A 16,382-nucleotide genomic window follows, 5' to 3' on the forward strand; every position below is an offset into this window, starting at 1 on the left:
AAAGAAAACCCGCTCACAGAAACCTGTGGGCGGGTTCGCTAATTTACAAAGGCAGATGGCTCACGCCGCTTGCGACGCCCCACGGCCTGCGCCGCCGCCGCTGCGACGACGCCGCGAACGGCCCGTGCCGGGCTTGCCCGCCGGTTTACTACCGCCGCCGCCACCGCCACGTCTGCGGCCAGCGCCATTGCCTTTACCTTTGGGTGCGTCAATTTCTTCCCATGCGCGGCCAGAGGCCACCGGAATCGTCATTTTCAGAACCTTCTGAATCGCCTTCAGCTCGCCCATCTCGTCGGGCGCACAAAACGCAATCGCTGCGCCATCGGCCCCGGCACGCGCCGTGCGGCCAATCCGGTGCACATAGTTTTCCGGCACATTCGGCAGATCAAAGTTATAGACATGGCGCACCTGCGGAATATCCAGACCCCGCGCCGCTACATCCGTCGCCACAAGCACCCGGATCGCGCCGGATTTGAACTCGGCCAAGGCACGCTCGCGCTGCCCCTGGCTCTTGTTGCCATGGATCGACCCGGCGGCGAACCCCACCTTCTCCAGATGTTTCTTGATCTTTTCCGAGCCATGCTTGGTGCGTCCAAAAACAAGCGCCAACTCGTCACGATGCTTGTCCAGAAGCTCGATCAGAAGGTTCAGCTTCTCCGCCTTGGCGACGAAATGCACCTCTTGCTCGATCTTGTCGGCCGGCTTGCCCGGAGGTGAAACCTGCACCCGCTCAGGGTTGGTGAGATAGCTTTGCGCCAACTCGGCCATCAGTTTCGGCATAGTGGCCGAAAACAGCATGGTTTGGCGCGGTTTGGGCAGATGCGCCGCAATCTTGCGCAGGTCATGGATAAACCCCATGTCGAGCATCTGATCTGCCTCATCGAGCACCAGAAAACGCGTCTGATCAAGCCGCAACGCACGGCGATCCAGCAAATCGAGCAACCGCCCCGGTGTCGCCACCAGAAGATCGGTGCCACGTTCCAGCTTCTTCATCTGCCCGACAATCCCGGCGCCCCCAACCACAAGGTTCACCTTGAGCGGGCCACCCTTGCAAAGCTCACGCAGGCTTTCGCTGATCTGCTTGGCCAACTCGCGTGTTGGTGCCAACACCAGCCCATGCACCGATTTCGGTGCAGGCCGCTTGTCACTTTCAAGCATTTGCGACACCAGCGGCAGACCAAAGGCAAAGGTCTTGCCGGTACCGGTCTGCGCCAAGCCCATCACATCGCGCCCTTCCAGAGCCAGCGGGATCGCCTTTTGCTGAATCGGTGTCGGGTCTTTCAGACCCATCTCGGCCACCCGGTTCAAAAGCACCTTGGGCAGACCCAGTTCATTAAAATTCGTCATATTATCTTTCCGGACGTGCCCGACATATGGGATCACGCCTCATGCAAATACCAAGCCGCGCCCCATTGGCCGACTCAATCGTGGTTGCGCCATAAAGCTGGACCGAGGAGCCGAATGCCCGTCTCTGTCGCCCTGGCGTCTGGCCCCACGCGTGATTTTGGGAACATGACCTCGGTCTCTGGTTCGCTCCGGTTTTCCCGGATGTTGCCTGGCTGCTCACGCGGCAGAAGACGTCGGTTGAGTGCCAAATGGGCGTTCCGCCACGCAAAGTCAATGCGCAATGGCGGCATCAGCGAAAATCTGACGCTGGAAATCGCCGGGGGCTAAGGCTAAACCCATGTTAACGACACGAAAGCCGGGGCAAGGGTCATGACGGACAGCATAATCGCACGCTGCGAAGCCAATGGACTACGCATGACAGGCCAACGTCGCACCATCGCCACTGTTCTGGGCGAGGCCGATGATCACCCGGATGTCGAGGAACTACATAAACGCGCCTCCTCGCGCGATTCCGGCATTTCCATCGCCACGGTCTATCGCACGGTGAAACTGTTTGAAGAGGCCGGGATTCTCGACAAGCTGGAATTTGGCGACGGGCGCGCGCGCTACGAGGATGCCGAGCGCGAACATCACGACCATTTGATCGACATGAATTCTGGCGAGGTCATCGAATTCGTCGATCCCGACATTGAAATCCTACAGGAAAAGATCGCCCAAAAGCTCGGCTACCAACTCAAAGGGCACAAACTCGAGCTCTATGGTGTCCCGCTGAAAAAGCCTGCTAAATAGCGGCGCGCGCCTGATTCCGCGCCTTCCGCGCGAAAGGTTCCCCATGCAATCCGAAAACACCCGCGGCATCGCGCTGATGATCGTCGCCATGGTGCTCTTTGCCGCCACCGACGCCTGCGTGAAACTCGGCGCCGAGGCCATGCCGAAAGGTCAGGTGCTGTTCTTTCTCGGGCTTGGCGGCGCGGTGATCTTTTCTGCCCTCACATGGGCACAGGGCCACCGGGTCATCACCCGCGACTACCTCTCGCCTGCCATGCTGTTGCGCAATGGCTCGGACGTGCTCGGCACCTTCTGCTTTCTCACCGCACTCTCGACCGTGGGCATCGCCCTGCCCTCGGCCATCCTTCAGGCCACACCGCTGGTGGTTACAGGGCTTGCCGTGATCATGCTGGGTGAAAAGGTCGGCTGGCGGCGCTGGGGCGCCATCCTTATTGGCCTGTCCGGCGTGCTGATCATCCTGCGCCCCGGCATGACCGGGTTTGATCCCAACGCGCTCTGGGCCGTAGCGGGGATGCTGTTTTTGGCGGTGCGTGACGTTTCCACCCGGCTGATGCCACCCAGCACGCCATCAATCCGCATCGCCGCCTATGGCATGGGCTCACTGCTGCCCGCTGGCGCGATCATAACCATGTTTCAGGGCGGCCCGGTGGCGATGAGCCTGCACAGTGGCATCCTCATGCTGGGCGCCACCACGCTCGGCGCTCTGGGCTATTTCTGCATCATTCAGGCGATGCGCACGGGTGAAATTTCCGTGGTCGCACCGTTCCGTTATTCACGCATTCTCTTTGCGCTGGCCATCGGCTATCTGGTGTTTGATGAAAACCCCGATGTGCTCACCTATGTCGGCGCCGCGATCACCATCGGCGCCGGAACCTATGCCTTCCTGCGCGAAGGCCGCATCGCGCACAAGAGACCTGTATGAACACCGCCAAGGAGACGAGAGATGAAAACCAATGCCCGCGTGAAATGGGCCGAAGCCCGCACCTTCATCGGCGAGACCGAAAGCGGCCACAAGATCGCGTTTGGCGCCGCCAATGGGCCAGATGGGCTCAAACCCGGCCCCTCCGCGATGGAACTCCTCCTGCTCGGCACGGGGGGCTGTTCTGCCTATGACGTGGTGCATATCCTTGAGAAAGGTCGCGAACCGGTCGAGGATGTCGTCGTCGAAATCGCCGCCGAGCGCGGCGAAACCGATCCCAAGGTCTATACCGACATTCACCTGCATTTCATCGTCAAGGGCCGCGGCCTCAACCCCGACAAGGTCGCCCGTGCCATTTCGCTCTCGATCGAGAAATACTGCTCGGCCAGCGCGATGATGGCAGCCTCTGCGACCCTCACCCACGATTTCGAAATGGTCGACACCGCCTGAAAGCTTTGGTTGGATCAGAACAGGCCATTTTCATTCGCCGATCCGTCCGGGATGACCTGCAACACATCCCAATGCTCAACGATCTTGCCGTCATCATCGAAACGAAAGATGTCGATTCCGGCATAATCGTCGCTGTTCGGCCATGTCTGATGACAATGCAGCACAACAAGATTGTCTTCGGCAATGGCGCGCACAAATCGCGTGGCCTTGCCGGGATACTCCTCCGCCATGCGTTCGAAATAGGCGATAAACGCTTCTTTACCATCGGCCACATGCGGGTTGTGCTGAATATAGACCTCACCCACATAGCGTTCAATCGCCTCGCGAGGGCGGCATTCGTTGAACATTAGATCATAAAAGGCCATCGCATTGGCCTTGTTCCGCTTGGTTGTTTTGCTCATCGCTTTCAGTTCCTTCCCCCACCAGTCTTGCACCTTAAAAAAATTCTTTCACACCGTCACCGGTCAATTACATGGGCGTTTGCGCAAACACCCGCGCCGCCCCTTTCCCTCGGCTCACGCCCGTTCTAAAAGCCGCACAACCAAAGCCTTTTCCATTTAATTAAAGGGAAACACCCCATGAGCACGATCATCGACATTCACGCACGCGAGATTCTCGACAGCCGGGGCAACCCCACGGTCGAGGTCGATGTGATCCTCGAAGACGGCACCATGGGGCGCGCCGCCGTGCCTTCGGGCGCGTCCACCGGCGCTTATGAGGCGGTTGAGCGGCGCGATGGCGACAAATCGCGTTACTTCGGCAAAGGTGTGCTCGAAGCCTGCGCCGCCGTGAATGGCGAAATCGCCGACGATCTGGTCGGTCTCGACGCCACCGAACAGGTGATGATCGACGAAGCCATGATCGCGCTCGACGACACCCCCAACAAATCCCGCCTCGGCGCCAACGCCATCCTTGGCGTATCGCTCGCCGTGGCCAAGGCGGCCGCCGATTACACCACCCAGCCGCTCTATCGCTATGTCGGCGGCACCTCGGCGCGCATTCTGCCCGTGCCGATGATGAACATCATCAATGGCGGCGAACATGCCGACAACCCAATCGACATTCAGGAATTCATGATCATGCCGGTCAGCGCCGACACGATCCGCGACGCCGTGCGCATGGGCGCCGAAGTCTTCCACACCCTGAAGAAAGAACTCTCTGACGCGGGCCTTTCAACCGGTATCGGCGATGAAGGCGGCTTTGCCCCCAACATCGGTTCCACCCGCGACGCGCTTGATTTCGTGCTGAAATCCATCGAGAAAGCGGGCTACAAACCGGGCGAAGACATTCATCTCGCACTCGATTGCGCCGCCACGGAATACTTCAAGAACGGTGAATATGTACTTGCAGGTGAAGGAAAAACCCTCTCACCTGAAGAGAACGTCGCCTACCTGCAAGCGCTCGTTGCCGACTATCCGATCATCTCGATCGAGGATGGATGTTCCGAAGATGACTGGGACGGCTGGAAAGCGCTGACCGACGCGCTCGGCGACAAGATCCAACTGGTCGGCGACGATCTCTTCGTCACCAACCCCGAACGTTTGCAAATGGGCATCAACAAGGGCTGCGCCAACTCCATGCTGGTCAAGGTCAACCAGATCGGCACCCTGACCGAGACGCTGCGCGCCGTCGATATGGCCCACCGCGCGGGCATGACCAACGTGATGAGCCACCGTTCGGGCGAAACCGAGGACGCCACCATCGCCGACCTCGCCGTCGCCACCAACTGCGGTCAGATCAAGACCGGCTCTCTCGCACGTTCCGACCGGCTGGCGAAATACAATCAGCTGATCCGCATCGAGGAAGCACTGGGCGAAGTCGCTCAATATGCTGGACGCTCGATCCTCAAGTGACGCCACGCAATCTTCCATGACATGGGCGGTGCCACCCCGGCGCCGCCCTTTTTCGTTGCGCTTGAGCGCGCCGCCCGTCACCGTGACAAAAACACAGGGAGAGAGACCATGATCGGATACGTCAACCTCGGCACCAACGATCTGCCCCGCGCCGAAAGCTTCTACAACGCCCTTCTAGGTGAAATGGGCGCCCGCCAGATGTTCAAGAACGACCGCATGATCGGCTGGGGCTTTGGCAAGGGAAAGCCCCTGCTGACCATCAACCTGCCCTACGACAAGGGCGAAGCGGCGCCGGGCAATGGCACCATGGTGGCCCTCATGGTCGAGTCCCCTGAAGAGGTTGACCGCCTTTACGCCAAAGCCATCGAGCTTGGCGCCAAGTCCGAAGGCGAAGCCGGGCCGCGCGGTGACAGCTTCTATGGCGGATATTTCCGCGACCTCGACGGTAACAAGCTGAATGTCTACCTGTTTCGAACCTGATCATCTGGCCATTGGCGTGGCGCGAAATAGCGTCTACCTTGGCTGACATCATGGCCAATATCACCATACGCCCGCCTGCAAGCCGCGCCGAACACGCGGCCCTGCGCGCCCTTTGCCGCGATTATCGCGCCAGTCTGGTCGACGCTGCAATAGATCGGCCAGACGCCGTTGAAAATGCCTATAAATCAGATGAATACGAGGCACTTCTCAAAACCCTTCCAACGCTTCACGCCGCCCCAAACGGCGCGCTCTTTCTCGGCTTTGTCGATGACACCCCAATGGCCTGTGGCATGATCCACCAAATCGCACCGGGCACCGCCGAAATCAAACGCGTCTATACCGCGCCTGCGGCCCGTGGTCTGGGCTTGGGCCGTCACATCGTTGAAACCGCGCTCGACCATGCCCGCACAAACGGCGCACGCCGTATGGTACTCGATACAATACGTCCACTGGTCGCTGCCCAAAAGCTATATGAGACGCTCGGCTTCCGCCCCATCGACCCGTTTTATCCAATTGATCCGGGTTTGGCTGACTACTTCTTGTTTTACGGTCGCGACCTATGACAATCCGCGCGCTGATCTTCGATGTCTTCGGCACCTGCGTCGACTGGCGCACCTCAATCGCGCGCGAAGTGGCGGCGGCCTTGCCCGGTGTCGATGCGCGCGCCTTCGCCGACGCCTGGCGGGCCGAGTATGATCCGGCCATGGCGCGCGTGCGCGATGGTGGCCGTGGCTATGTCGCGCTTGATGATCTGCACCGCGAAAATCTCGCCCGCGTCTGCGCTCGCTTCAACGTGACACCGCAAGATCCCGAAACCCTCAATTCCGCCTGGGAAAAGCTTGATCCCTGGCCCGATGTGGTGCCCGGCCTGCAAAGATTGCGCAAATCCTGCATCCTCGCGCCCTGCTCCAACGGCTCAATCGCGCTGATGACACGCCTCGCGCGCTATGCCCGCCTGCCCTGGGACTGCATCCTCGGTGCCGAGATTGCGCGCGATTACAAACCCAAACCCACGGTGTATCTCGCATCTTGCGCGGCCCTGCGCCTGTCGCCGGACGAGGTGATGATGGTCGCCGCCCATAATGGCGATTTGCACGTCGCCCGCACGGCGGGCCTCGCCACCGGCTTCGTGCCGCGCCCGACCGAATACGGGCCCTCACAAACCGCCGACCTCGAACCAGAGGAAGCATGGAACGTGATTGCCGAAGATTTCAACGATCTTGCCAGACAGCTCACCTAAAGCGTTACACTCCGTCTCAGGTCGCGCGCGTCACGTCATACCCATAGAGCCAATCAAACTGCCGCATCATCCTGTCCGGGAAAAAATGTGACCCACCGCGCAGAACCGCCTGTGCAACAAATCGCAGCGGCGGGAATTTCAGATGGTATTTCCAGGCGTTATCCGTCGACGCATTGATCACGCGTTCGGCCCGCTGACGCCGCCGCTCCTGATAGCGCGCAAGCCCGGCGGGTATATTTTCCGCCCCAGCAAGCGAATCCGCCAAAACCCAGGCATCCTCAAGCGCCATCGCCGCCCCCTGCGCCATGAACGGCAAGGTCGGATGTGCGGCATCCCCCAAAAGTGCCACGCCCTGACCATGCCAATGTGTTGCAACCGGATGGCGGAACAACCCCCAGAGATAGGTTTCTTCAACCTCGGCCAGCATAGCCTGCACCTCAGGGCCGAAATCGGCAAACGCCTTGCGCAGGTTGTCGGGGTCGTCGCGCAGGTTCCACCCCTCTTTCACCCAGCCGCGCTGCTCCTGCACCGCCACGATGTTGAGCAACGTGCTATCGCGCAACGGATAGCTCACCAAATGCCGCCCCGGTCCCATATGCACATGCGCCTCGGGTCCGCGCCCTGCCGGATTGGGAATCAGAGCGCGCCACGCCACCTGACCGGTGAAGAACGGCTCTTCCGACCCATTAAGAACCGGACGAACCCTCGATTGCAGCCCGTCAGCCCCGATGATCAGATCGGCCCGACGCTCGCCGCCGCCCGCGATATGCCCCGTCGGCTCATCGCCGTTATGCGCGTCAGCCACCCAATCAATCCGCGTGCCCAACTCGAACTCCACCCCGGCCTCGCGCGCGCCCTGCTCCAGCACGGCTATCAAATCGGCCCGATGGATGAAATAATACCGTTGATCCGCAAGCCGGGTGAGATCCAGCCGCGCCACATCGCTCCCGCGATAGTCCTTCAGAACCACCCCTTGCGCGCGCACGGCCCCGCCACTTTCCAGCGCCTGATCCAGCCCCAGACCGCGCAACACCGCCATGGCGTTCGGACTCATCTGAAGGCCCGCGCCCACTTCGCCAATCTCCGGCGCCTGTTCGATCACCTTGACGTGCGCGCCGCGCAAGGCCAGCGCACGCGCCACGCCCAGCCCGCCAATCCCGGCACCGATCACAATCGCCCTCAACCCGTTCAGCATCCCCAACTCACCCCATTTTACGAAAAACGCCGGAGCACATCGCCCCGGCGTTTTTACACATTTCCATCAACCCGGCCAAACGTCCGGCCACCGGCTCAATCGTCGCGATGCACCTTCTCGCGCCGCTCGTGCTGTTCCTGTGCTTCCAGGCTCATCTTGGCGATCGGCCGCGCATCAAGTCGCTTGAGCGAAATCGGCTCACCGGTGACTTCGCAATAACCGTATTCGCCTTCTTCGATCCGGCGCAGCGCGCTGTCGATCTTCGAGACCAGCTTGCGCTGACGATCACGGGTGCGCAATTCCAGCGCCCGGTCGGTTTCTTCGCTTGCGCGGTCGGACACGTCGGGAATGTTGCGGGTCTGCTCCTGCAACCCTTCGATCGTGTCGCGGCTGCCGTCCAGAAGCTCTTCTCTCCAGTTCATCAGCTTGCGGCGAAAATACTCCAGCTGACGTTCGTTCATGAATGGTTCATCTTCAGCCGGACGGTAATCATCAGGTAAAAATGTTTCCGCTTTCATGCTTGCTCCCTTGGTTTTGCCAAGTTGTGTCATTGGCACCCCTCTTAACATGCGCCTGCCTATTACCCCCCTGACAATCGATTGTCACTACCCCATAGCATCGCATTGCGGTGAATTTGCGTCTCGATTAGGGTGCGCGGCGAAACCGAGACAAACGACTGGACGCACAGATGAAATTCGAAGGCACCTCAAGCTACGTGGCAACCGAGGATCTCAAGATTGCAGTGAATGCCGCCGTGACACTGGAACGCCCGCTGCTGGTCAAGGGCGAGCCGGGCACCGGCAAGACCGAACTGGCCCGACAGGTCGCCGAGGCCCTGGGCCTTCGGATGATCGAGTGGAACATCAAATCGACGACCAAGGCCCAACAGGGCTTGTATGAATACGACGCCGTCAGCCGCCTGCGCGACAGCCAGCTTGGCGAAGAACGCGTGCATGACGTTCGAAACTACATCAAGCGCGGCAAACTCTGGGATGCGTTTGACGCCGACGAGAAGGTAGTCTTGCTGATCGACGAAATCGACAAGGCCGATATCGAGTTCCCCAACGACCTGCTTCAGGAACTCGACAAGATGGAGTTTCACGTCTACGAGACCGGCGAAACCATCAAGGCCAAGCATCGCCCGGTGATGATCATCACCTCGAACAACGAAAAAGAGCTGCCCGACGCCTTCCTGCGTCGCTGCTTCTTCCACTACATCCGCTTCCCCGATACCGACACGATGCGCGCCATCGTCGATGTGCATCACCCTGGCATCAAGGAACAACTTCTCAGCACCGCGCTGACCCAGTTCTACGAGCTGCGCGAAACACCCGGGCTCAAGAAGAAACCCTCAACCTCCGAAGTGCTCGACTGGCTCAAGCTTTTGCTGGCCGAGGATCTCACCGCCGAAGACCTCAAGCGCGACGGCGCCAATGCCCTTCCCAAACTGCATGGCGCCTTGCTCAAGAACGAACAGGACGTGCATCTGTTCGAGCGCCTGGCCTTCATGGCCCGCTCCAAACGATAAGACGCGACCAATCAGCCGCCTCGCCCCCAAGTCGGGCGAGGCGGCATCATGTGCCCCCCGCCACCCGCTCCACCAATTCCGGTTCTTCCGCAATCAACCGCAGCAACAACCGGGTCGAGCGGTCAGGCACACGCCGCGATTGCTCCCAGTTACGCAGCGCCGCGACGCTGAAACCGAATCGTTCGGCAAACCGCACCTGACTCAGCCCCATGCGTTTGCGCAGTTCCTGAATGTCAGGCAGCAAGATCTCGTCCCGCGCGATCACCTCAAGCGGTTTGCGCCCTTCGATATCGGCAAGCATTTCTTCTTGGGCAAGCGCATCACGCCCCCTGTCGTCGCCCAATTCGTCACTCGGCGCCACGCGCGCCCGTTTAGGCAGGCTCATATCAATCATTCCCTCCATCAATCAGCCGTTTGACCTTGGACTTCAGAACATCCATCGAAAGCTCCTTCACGACCCCCAGCACCTCGATCAGAGTGGCCGGCTTCTTCGGGGTCGGCTTGATGCGCAGCAGATACACCGTGATCCTGTCCGCCCCGAAATGAACCTCGAATTGCACCTGGAACTGGTAAAACGTGGTCTGGCGAAATCCGTTCCGGCCAACCCGCCCCTGCGCCGGGTCGCGCCGCAGAAGCATGATCATCTGCGCCACATGATCTTCCGACAAATACAGATATGCCGCATCTTGCAATGCGACGCGGGTGCATTTGCAGGCGATCTCGGTGACATCGACCATGTGAGAATATATACGCCAATGGCGTATCAATTTCAAGGAGCAACTACGCCAATGGCGCAGCTATCAGCGTATCTGCATCGCCGCCAAAATCGGGCCAAAGTTCTTCTTCTGCAGAATCACCGCGACAGGCAGATCGCCTTTCACGGGAACGCTCAAGAATAGCGGACGCTTGCCGTCCCATTCGCCGATCACCGACCAATCGCGCACGACATTGGCATAGGAAATCTTGCGCCCGGCGTTTTCGCCGCGCCGGATATCGACAGTGGCTTCGCGCTCGAACCGCACCAATTGCACCAGAATTGCGCCCGTACCCTGCCCCTGGTCGGCGATGGGATTGGCCGAAACAACTATCTGCCCGCCTTCCCGGCTGGCCTTGATCGTAACGGCCTGTGGGCGTTTCTGATACCTGCTGATCAGATCGTTGACATCCATCGGATGGTTGCCCACCACATGATCGCGCCCATGGATGATCATCTGCGGCGTATAGACCATACGACGGTGACCCGCTTTGGCATAACCATGCTGGCGCAGGGTGTATTTATGGTCGGCAAAGACATCTTTCCAGCCGATATAGTCCCAGTAATCCACATGCAGCGACAGCGCGACCACGTCCGCGCGCCTGGCCAGCTTGTGCAAGAAGGCATCCGCTGCCGGACAGCTCGAACAGCCTTGCGAGGTGTAAAGCTCGACCACGATTACCGGCTTGTCGGCATGGGCTGCCCCCGCCAATGCGATCCAGAAAACCGTCAACACGGCTCGGCTCAGTGATTTCAAACGCCAAAAGGCCTTACCGCCCAAGGCAATCGACTGTTGCGCATGTTTCAGGTCGAAGGCCTGTCTCAACGTAGCCTCAAAACGCTTTAGCCATGCGCCGTATCGATTCATTGCCGGTGTTTCCCCATTTTGACGCCCCGGTATCGTCCCCGGCATGTCGTCTGCTTTTCTATCGGTATGTTCGCAAACACATCCATTGTTTAGGCACAGGCTATTGAAATAACCAATCAAGGTTTTGCGAGTATTCGGTGAGGCGCGACTCTCAATTGCGCAATTGTCGCACCCTCGACGCGCCATTGTCTCACAAAATTTCGCACACCCCCCAGATACCCGCCTCCCTCTTTTGCCCACGCCGCTTGACACTGGCCCACACCGGATCATCATGGCTGCGTCACTCAATCTGAACAGAAGGAGTTCTAGAATGGCCGAGTCATGGCTTCCCACATTGATCACCCCCGATCCCCAAAGCGGTTACGATCTCGCCGTGAAAATGTCGCGCGTCGCAGTAAAGATGACTCAACCCGACGCCGCCATGCGTGACAAGCTGCGCGCCGATTATGCCGAAGATGCCGATGCGCTGATCGCCGCATCCCAGGTTGTCGCCGTGCATTTTCAAACCGTCGCCGCCGCCAATGGTTATTGGCGCTCGAAAGGCTGACAAATACTCATGTGGCGGAGCGGCTTCGATCCGCCCTTCCGCCGCTTGCCCTCGTGTCTATCTGAACTATCACTGATCTATTACTGCGCCCCTTGCCATCCCTCGATCCGCTGCGACTCTGGTGCAGATTGCAAAAACAGTGTGCAATGGTATACATAAAACGCAGCCACCCCCTTGAACGCGATCAGATCATGCGTCAAAAGCGCGTTCAATTGACCTCTCATTTCTGCCGGAGACAGCCAAATGCCCATTACCGTTGGACAGGACACCGCCAAGACCCGCAAAACCCTCACCGTTGGGAACCAGTCGGTCGCCTATTACTCGATCCCCGCGGCCGAAGCCGCCGGTTTGGGCGATTTCTCGAAATTGCCTGCTGCCCTCAAGGTGGTGTTGGAAAACATGCTGCGATTTGAGGATGGCAAGACCGTCAGCGTCGATGACATCAAGGCATTCGCCGAATGGGGCGCCAAAGGCGGCAAGAACCCGCGCGAAATCGCCTATCGCCCGGCCCGCGTTTTGATGCAGGATTTCACCGGCGTTCCCGCCGTGGTCGACCTCGCCGCGATGCGCGACGGTATCAAGGCGCTCGGTGGTGACGCCCAGAAGATCAACCCGCTCGCCCCGGTCGACCTCGTGATCGACCACTCGGTGATGATCGACGAATTCGGCAACCCCCGCGCCTTCCAGATGAACGTCGATCGCGAATACGAGCGCAACATCGAGCGTTACCAGTTCCTCAAATGGGGCCAGTCGGCGTTCAACAACTTCCGCGTTGTGCCGCCGGGCACCGGCATCTGCCATCAGGTGAACCTCGAATACCTCGCCCAGACGGTCTGGACCGACACTGATCAATCCGGCGAAACCGTCGCCTACCCCGACACGCTTGTCGGCACCGACAGCCACACCACCATGGTCAACGGCCTCGCCGTTCTCGGGTGGGGCGTCGGCGGGATCGAGGCCGAAGCCGCCATGCTGGGCCAGCCGATCTCGATGCTGATCCCCGAAGTCGTGGGTTTTGAGCTGACCGGCGAAATGATGGAAGGCACCACCGGCACCGACCTCGTGCTGAAAGTGGTCGAAATGCTGCGCGCCAAAGGCGTCGTCGGCAAATTCGTCGAATTCTACGGTGCCGGGCTCGATCACCTGCCGCTCGCCGACCGTGCCACAATCGCCAACATGGCCCCCGAATACGGCGCCACCTGTGGCTTCTTCCCGATCGACAGCGAAACCCTGCGCTACATGCGCACCACCGGGCGCGACGACGACCGCATCGCTCTGGTCGAAGCCTATGCCAAGGAAAACGGCTTCTGGCGCGACGCGTCTTACGCCCCGATCTACACCGACACGCTTGAGCTAGACATGGGCACCATCGTTCCGGCCATCTCCGGCCCGAAACGCCCCCAGGATTACACCAAGCTCGATCACGCGGCCGCCGCCTTCCTCGATGTCGTCAGCGAATACCGCGGCATCGACGCCGAGCCAGAGGCCGCCGACATGGCCGCCGAAGGCCCCGCGCCCACGGCCCCGGCCGATCCGCGCAAATCCGTCAAAGTCGAAGGCGAAGACTATGAATTGCGCGACGGCTCCGTCGTGATCGCCTCGATCACCTCCTGCACCAACACCTCCAACCCCTACGTGATGATCGGCGCCGGCCTCGTGGCGCGCAAAGCCCGCGCGCTTGGCCTCAACCGCAAACCTTGGGTGAAAACGTCGCTCGCGCCCGGCTCGCAGGTGGTCTCGCACTACCTCGAAGCCGCTGGTCTGCAAGAAGACCTCGACGCCATCGGCTTCAACCTTGTGGGCTATGGCTGCACCACCTGCATCGGCAACTCCGGCCCGATCCAGAAAGAACTGAGCGACGCCATCGCCGAGGCCGATCTCGTCGCCACCTCGGTGCTCTCGGGCAACCGCAACTTCGAGGGCCGTATTTCGCCCGACGTGCGCGCCAACTACCTCGCCTCGCCGCCGCTGGTCGTGGCCTATGCGCTGGCGGGCGACATGAACGTCGACCTCACCACCGAACCGCTGGGTCAGGACAAGGACGGCAATGACGTCTTCCTCAAGGACATCTGGCCAACCACCCGCGAAATCGCCGATCTGGTCGAACAGACCGTCACGCGCGAAGCCTTCCAGTCAAAATACGCCGATGTATTCAAAGGCGACGAGAAATGGCAGGCCGTGGAAACCACCGGCGACGAAACCTACGACTGGCCGCCGACCTCGACCTATATCCAGAACCCGCCCTATTTCCAGGGCATGAAAAAAGAGCCGGGCAAGATCTCCAACCTCGCAGATGCCCGTGTGCTGGCGGTGCTGGGCGACATGGTCACCACCGACCACATCTCGCCCGCCGGCAGCTTCAAGGCCGACACACCGGCAGGTCAGTATCTGACCGAACGGCAGGTGCCCCCGCATGAGTTCAACTCCTACGGGTCGCGTCGCGGCAACCACGAAGTGATGATGCGCGGCACCTTCGCCAACATCCGTATCCGCAACGAGATGCTCGACGGCGTCGAAGGCGGTTACACCAAAGGGCCGAACGGCAAGGAAACATCGATCTACGATGCCGCGATGGCCTATCAGGACGGCGGCACGCCACTGGTGGTATTTGGCGGCGAACAATACGGCGCCGGTTCCAGCCGCGACTGGGCGGCCAAGGGCACGGCGCTTCTGGGTGTCAAAGCCGTAATCGCCGAAAGCTTCGAGCGTATCCACCGCTCCAACCTCGTCGGCATGGGTGTTATCCCGTTCGAATTCACCGGCACCGACAACCGCAAATCTCTGGGTCTCACCGGCGAGGAAACGGTTTCGATCTCGGGCCTCGACACCATCCAACCGCTTCAGGAAGTGCCCTGTGCTATCACCATGTCGGACGGCACGGTGAAAGAGATCACCCTCAAATGCCGGATCGATACCGCGATCGAGATTGAATATATCGAACATGGCGGCGTGCTGCATTACGTGCTGCGCAACCTCGCCAAATCGGCCTGACAAGGGCGAAACCGGCTTCTCGGTTTCTGCCCTTTCTGCAAGAAACGATTCCGAGAGTGCGGACACATTCCCCCAAAGCCCCGGTCCCCGTGACCGGGGCTTTTTTCATCGCTGTCGCAGGTCGCAATACGCAGAGCGTCTTGCGACCAGCCCCGGAGTATTTTTGGAAAGATGAAACAAGTAGCCCCCTGCCAAGAGACGAGGGGCCATTACCGCGCCCCAACGCCAAGCGATCGTGGTTAACACCGCGTTACTTCATCTTGCCCGAAATATCCCGGGGAGCGCGAGGGGCTGGCCCCTCGCTCCGAACCTCACCAAACAGCGCGCGCCCTGTTAACCGAAGTCAGCCGATTTTTCGCCGCAACGCGGCGCTGCACGGAGAGCAGCCAGAGCGCAGCCGAGAGTCACCCCCCGATCTTTCGCAAAAAAAGTCGTGTTAACCCACGCAAACGCAGTCTTAACCCTCTGTTTGCAAACCCATCGTTTTCCCCTATGAACGCCTCATGAACGACAAACCGAAATCCCATGGCCGCAAGTCCATCAAAGCCAGCCTCGCCCCGCGCGATCTGATGGAAGAAAACCGTCTTGCCCACGCCTGGACCGCCCAGGTCATTACACTTTTTCCTCAATCTTTTCCTGGGGTTCTGGGCGAAAGCCTGACCGGGCGCGGGCTGAAAGACGGTCTGTGGCAACTCGAAACGATCGACCTGCGCAGCTTTGGCATCGGCAAGCACCGCAATGTCGATGACACACCCGCTGGTGGCGGCGCGGGCATGGTTCTGCGCGCTGACGTGCTCGGCGCAGCGATTGATCACGCCCGAGCTTTGTCCGCCAACCCCTTGCCACTTCTATATCTTTCCCCCCGTGGCCGCCCCTTTGACCAAGCCACCGCGCGCCGTTTTGCCCAGGGTCCGGGCCTCACCCTGCTCTGCGGTCGCTTCGAGGGGGTCGATCAGCGCGTGCTCGATCACTATGGCATCGAAGAAGTCAGCCTTGGCGATTTCGTCCTCACCGGTGGCGAAATTGCAGCGCAGGCCATGATCGACGCCACGGTGCGGCTATTGCCCGGCGTTTTGGGCAATGCTGAAAGCGCCGAAGAAGAAAGCTTTTCCAACGGCTTGCTGGAACACCCTCAATTCACACGCCCGCCAGAATGGCAAGGCCGCGCCATCCCGGAGGTCTTGATGTCAGGTCACCATGGCGAGATTGCAAAATGGCGTCGTGCCCAATCAGAAGCCCTCACCCGCACTCAACGCCCCGATCTCTGGGCGGCATATCTGGCTCGAAAGACCGACTCATCAAGCCCGGGCAGTTAACACAAATGATACGTTCTCATGACAGTGTCCCTGCAAGTCATTTACCTCAAAACGCAGGGTTCCAGTTTTGATTTCGCGTATACGCTCAGCACGGATATGACGCTG

Annotated in this window: 18 protein-coding genes; 11 read left to right on the plus strand and 7 right to left on the minus strand. The window is 60.0% G+C overall.

The genetic code is table 11. The annotated features are described in order from the left end of the window. Nucleotides 1-60: 60 nt before the first annotated feature. Nucleotides 61-1,347, minus strand: coding sequence for a DEAD/DEAH box helicase (locus tag LZG00_11885; protein MCF3594695.1), 1,287 nt, complete (start codon nt 1,345-1,347; stop codon nt 61-63). Between the two features lie 369 nt (nt 1,348-1,716). On the opposite strand from LZG00_11885, the gene LZG00_11890 reads away from it, so the two are divergent. The 3 genes from LZG00_11890 to LZG00_11900 are packed head-to-tail and all read left to right on the plus strand — an operon-like array spanning nt 1,717 to nt 3,505. Beyond that, nucleotides 1,717-2,136: a transcriptional repressor gene (locus LZG00_11890; protein ID MCF3594696.1), complete on the plus strand. Its 420-nt coding sequence runs from the start codon at nt 1,717-1,719 to the stop codon at nt 2,134-2,136. A gap of 43 nt (nt 2,137-2,179) precedes the next feature. Further along, nucleotides 2,180-3,058 carry a DMT family transporter gene (locus LZG00_11895; protein ID MCF3594697.1) on the plus strand — a complete coding sequence of 293 codons (879 nt, stop codon included), beginning with the start codon at nt 2,180-2,182 and terminating at the stop codon, nt 3,056-3,058. A gap of 21 nt (nt 3,059-3,079) precedes the next feature. Further along, the gene (locus LZG00_11900) at nt 3,080-3,505 is read left to right on the plus strand and encodes an OsmC family protein (GenBank protein ID MCF3594698.1); all 426 of its coding nucleotides are present in this window, start codon (nt 3,080-3,082) and stop codon (nt 3,503-3,505) included. Nucleotides 3,506-3,519: 14 nt separating this feature from the next. Here LZG00_11900 and LZG00_11905 read toward each other — a convergent pair whose 3' ends face one another. After that, entirely contained in the window at nt 3,520-3,906 is a 387-nt protein-coding gene (locus tag LZG00_11905; protein MCF3594699.1) for a nuclear transport factor 2 family protein, read from the minus strand. 177 nt (nt 3,907-4,083) lie between these two features. On the opposite strand from LZG00_11905, the gene eno reads away from it, so the two are divergent. The 4 genes from eno to LZG00_11925 all read left to right on the plus strand — a co-directional run bounded on the left by eno (nt 4,084) and on the right by LZG00_11925 (nt 7,078). Continuing rightward, a complete protein-coding gene (gene eno, locus LZG00_11910) occupies nt 4,084-5,358 on the plus strand; it encodes a phosphopyruvate hydratase (protein MCF3594700.1) in 1,275 nt (424 codons plus the stop codon). 108 nt (nt 5,359-5,466) lie between these two features. Then, nucleotides 5,467-5,838: a VOC family protein gene (locus LZG00_11915; GenBank protein MCF3594701.1), complete on the plus strand. Its 372-nt coding sequence runs from the start codon at nt 5,467-5,469 to the stop codon at nt 5,836-5,838. Between the two features lie 50 nt (nt 5,839-5,888). Next, nucleotides 5,889-6,401: a GNAT family N-acetyltransferase gene (locus LZG00_11920; GenBank protein ID MCF3594702.1), complete on the plus strand. Its 513-nt coding sequence runs from the start codon at nt 5,889-5,891 to the stop codon at nt 6,399-6,401. Then, nucleotides 6,398-7,078, plus strand: coding sequence for a haloacid dehalogenase type II (locus LZG00_11925; GenBank protein ID MCF3594703.1), 681 nt, complete (start codon nt 6,398-6,400; stop codon nt 7,076-7,078). The genes LZG00_11920 and LZG00_11925 overlap by 4 nt, the downstream gene beginning before the upstream one ends. Nucleotides 7,079-7,094: 16 nt before the next feature. Here the strand turns inward: LZG00_11925 and LZG00_11930 are convergent, their stop codons facing one another. Together LZG00_11930 and dksA are read right to left on the minus strand one after the other, a co-directional pair. Further along, complete coding sequence (locus tag LZG00_11930; protein ID MCF3594704.1) at nt 7,095-8,273, minus strand: FAD-dependent monooxygenase; 1,179 nt, start codon at nt 8,271-8,273, stop codon at nt 7,095-7,097. 95 nt (nt 8,274-8,368) lie between these two features. Then, nucleotides 8,369-8,791, minus strand: coding sequence for an RNA polymerase-binding protein DksA (gene dksA / locus LZG00_11935; protein ID MCF3594705.1), 423 nt, complete (start codon nt 8,789-8,791; stop codon nt 8,369-8,371). A gap of 170 nt (nt 8,792-8,961) precedes the next feature. On the opposite strand from dksA, the gene LZG00_11940 reads away from it, so the two are divergent. Beyond that, nucleotides 8,962-9,801 (plus strand): MoxR family ATPase, encoded by an 840-nt coding sequence (locus LZG00_11940; GenBank protein MCF3594706.1) that lies wholly within the window; start codon nt 8,962-8,964, stop codon nt 9,799-9,801. Between the two features lie 46 nt (nt 9,802-9,847). On the opposite strand, the gene LZG00_11945 is transcribed toward LZG00_11940, so the two are convergent. The 3 genes from LZG00_11945 to LZG00_11955 form a co-directional block, all read right to left on the minus strand. Continuing rightward, nucleotides 9,848-10,186, minus strand: a complete 339-nt coding sequence (locus LZG00_11945; protein MCF3594707.1) for a helix-turn-helix domain-containing protein — start codon at nt 10,184-10,186, stop codon at nt 9,848-9,850. Between the two features lies 1 nt (nt 10,187). Next, nucleotides 10,188-10,538 (minus strand): hypothetical protein, encoded by a 351-nt coding sequence (locus LZG00_11950; protein MCF3594708.1) that lies wholly within the window; start codon nt 10,536-10,538, stop codon nt 10,188-10,190. A 63-nt stretch (nt 10,539-10,601) separates the two neighbouring features. Beyond that, nucleotides 10,602-11,423: a DUF1223 domain-containing protein gene (locus tag LZG00_11955; GenBank protein ID MCF3594709.1), complete on the minus strand. Its 822-nt coding sequence runs from the start codon at nt 11,421-11,423 to the stop codon at nt 10,602-10,604. Between the two features lie 310 nt (nt 11,424-11,733). Between LZG00_11955 and LZG00_11960 the strand changes: the two genes are divergently transcribed. From LZG00_11960 to trmD, 3 genes are all read left to right on the plus strand, one after another. After that, nucleotides 11,734-11,970, plus strand: a complete 237-nt coding sequence (locus tag LZG00_11960; protein ID MCF3594710.1) for a hexameric tyrosine-coordinated heme protein — start codon at nt 11,734-11,736, stop codon at nt 11,968-11,970. Between the two features lie 243 nt (nt 11,971-12,213). Then, entirely contained in the window at nt 12,214-14,961 is a 2,748-nt protein-coding gene (gene acnA, locus LZG00_11965; protein ID MCF3594711.1) for an aconitate hydratase AcnA, read from the plus strand. Nucleotides 14,962-15,464: 503 nt separating this feature from the next. Next, nucleotides 15,465-16,277 carry a tRNA (guanosine(37)-N1)-methyltransferase TrmD gene (gene trmD, locus LZG00_11970; protein MCF3594712.1) on the plus strand — a complete coding sequence of 271 codons (813 nt, stop codon included), beginning with the start codon at nt 15,465-15,467 and terminating at the stop codon, nt 16,275-16,277. Nucleotides 16,278-16,382 lie beyond the last annotated feature (105 nt).

The organism is Rhodobacteraceae bacterium LMO-JJ12, assembly GCA_021555075.1.
In the GTDB taxonomy this organism is placed as follows: Bacteria; Pseudomonadota; Alphaproteobacteria; order Rhodobacterales; family Rhodobacteraceae; genus JAKGBX01.

What these genes read in the sequence shown, in the direction of transcription:
- LZG00_11900 (MCF3594698.1), top strand. Translation starts at nt 3,080, where the DNA reads ATGAAAACCAATGCCCGCGTGAAATGGGCCGAAGCCCGCACCTTCATC.
- LZG00_11945 (MCF3594707.1), bottom strand. Translation starts at nt 10,186, where the DNA reads ATGAGCCTGCCTAAACGGGCGCGCGTGGCGCCGAGTGACGAATTGGGC.
- LZG00_11955 (MCF3594709.1), bottom strand. Translation starts at nt 11,423, where the DNA reads ATGAATCGATACGGCGCATGGCTAAAGCGTTTTGAGGCTACGTTGAGA.
- dksA (MCF3594705.1), bottom strand. Translation starts at nt 8,791, where the DNA reads ATGAAAGCGGAAACATTTTTACCTGATGATTACCGTCCGGCTGAAGAT.
- LZG00_11950 (MCF3594708.1), bottom strand. Translation starts at nt 10,538, where the DNA reads ATGGTCGATGTCACCGAGATCGCCTGCAAATGCACCCGCGTCGCATTG.
- LZG00_11920 (MCF3594702.1), top strand. Translation starts at nt 5,889, where the DNA reads ATGGCCAATATCACCATACGCCCGCCTGCAAGCCGCGCCGAACACGCG.
- LZG00_11940 (MCF3594706.1), top strand. Translation starts at nt 8,962, where the DNA reads ATGAAATTCGAAGGCACCTCAAGCTACGTGGCAACCGAGGATCTCAAG.
- acnA (MCF3594711.1), top strand. Translation starts at nt 12,214, where the DNA reads ATGCCCATTACCGTTGGACAGGACACCGCCAAGACCCGCAAAACCCTC.
- LZG00_11895 (MCF3594697.1), top strand. Translation starts at nt 2,180, where the DNA reads ATGCAATCCGAAAACACCCGCGGCATCGCGCTGATGATCGTCGCCATG.
- LZG00_11915 (MCF3594701.1), top strand. Translation starts at nt 5,467, where the DNA reads ATGATCGGATACGTCAACCTCGGCACCAACGATCTGCCCCGCGCCGAA.
- trmD (MCF3594712.1), top strand. Translation starts at nt 15,465, where the DNA reads ATGAACGACAAACCGAAATCCCATGGCCGCAAGTCCATCAAAGCCAGC.
- LZG00_11925 (MCF3594703.1), top strand. Translation starts at nt 6,398, where the DNA reads ATGACAATCCGCGCGCTGATCTTCGATGTCTTCGGCACCTGCGTCGAC.
- LZG00_11960 (MCF3594710.1), top strand. Translation starts at nt 11,734, where the DNA reads ATGGCCGAGTCATGGCTTCCCACATTGATCACCCCCGATCCCCAAAGC.
- LZG00_11905 (MCF3594699.1), bottom strand. Translation starts at nt 3,906, where the DNA reads ATGAGCAAAACAACCAAGCGGAACAAGGCCAATGCGATGGCCTTTTAT.
- eno (MCF3594700.1), top strand. Translation starts at nt 4,084, where the DNA reads ATGAGCACGATCATCGACATTCACGCACGCGAGATTCTCGACAGCCGG.
- LZG00_11890 (MCF3594696.1), top strand. Translation starts at nt 1,717, where the DNA reads ATGACGGACAGCATAATCGCACGCTGCGAAGCCAATGGACTACGCATG.
- LZG00_11930 (MCF3594704.1), bottom strand. Translation starts at nt 8,273, where the DNA reads ATGCTGAACGGGTTGAGGGCGATTGTGATCGGTGCCGGGATTGGCGGG.
- LZG00_11885 (MCF3594695.1), bottom strand. Translation starts at nt 1,347, where the DNA reads ATGACGAATTTTAATGAACTGGGTCTGCCCAAGGTGCTTTTGAACCGG.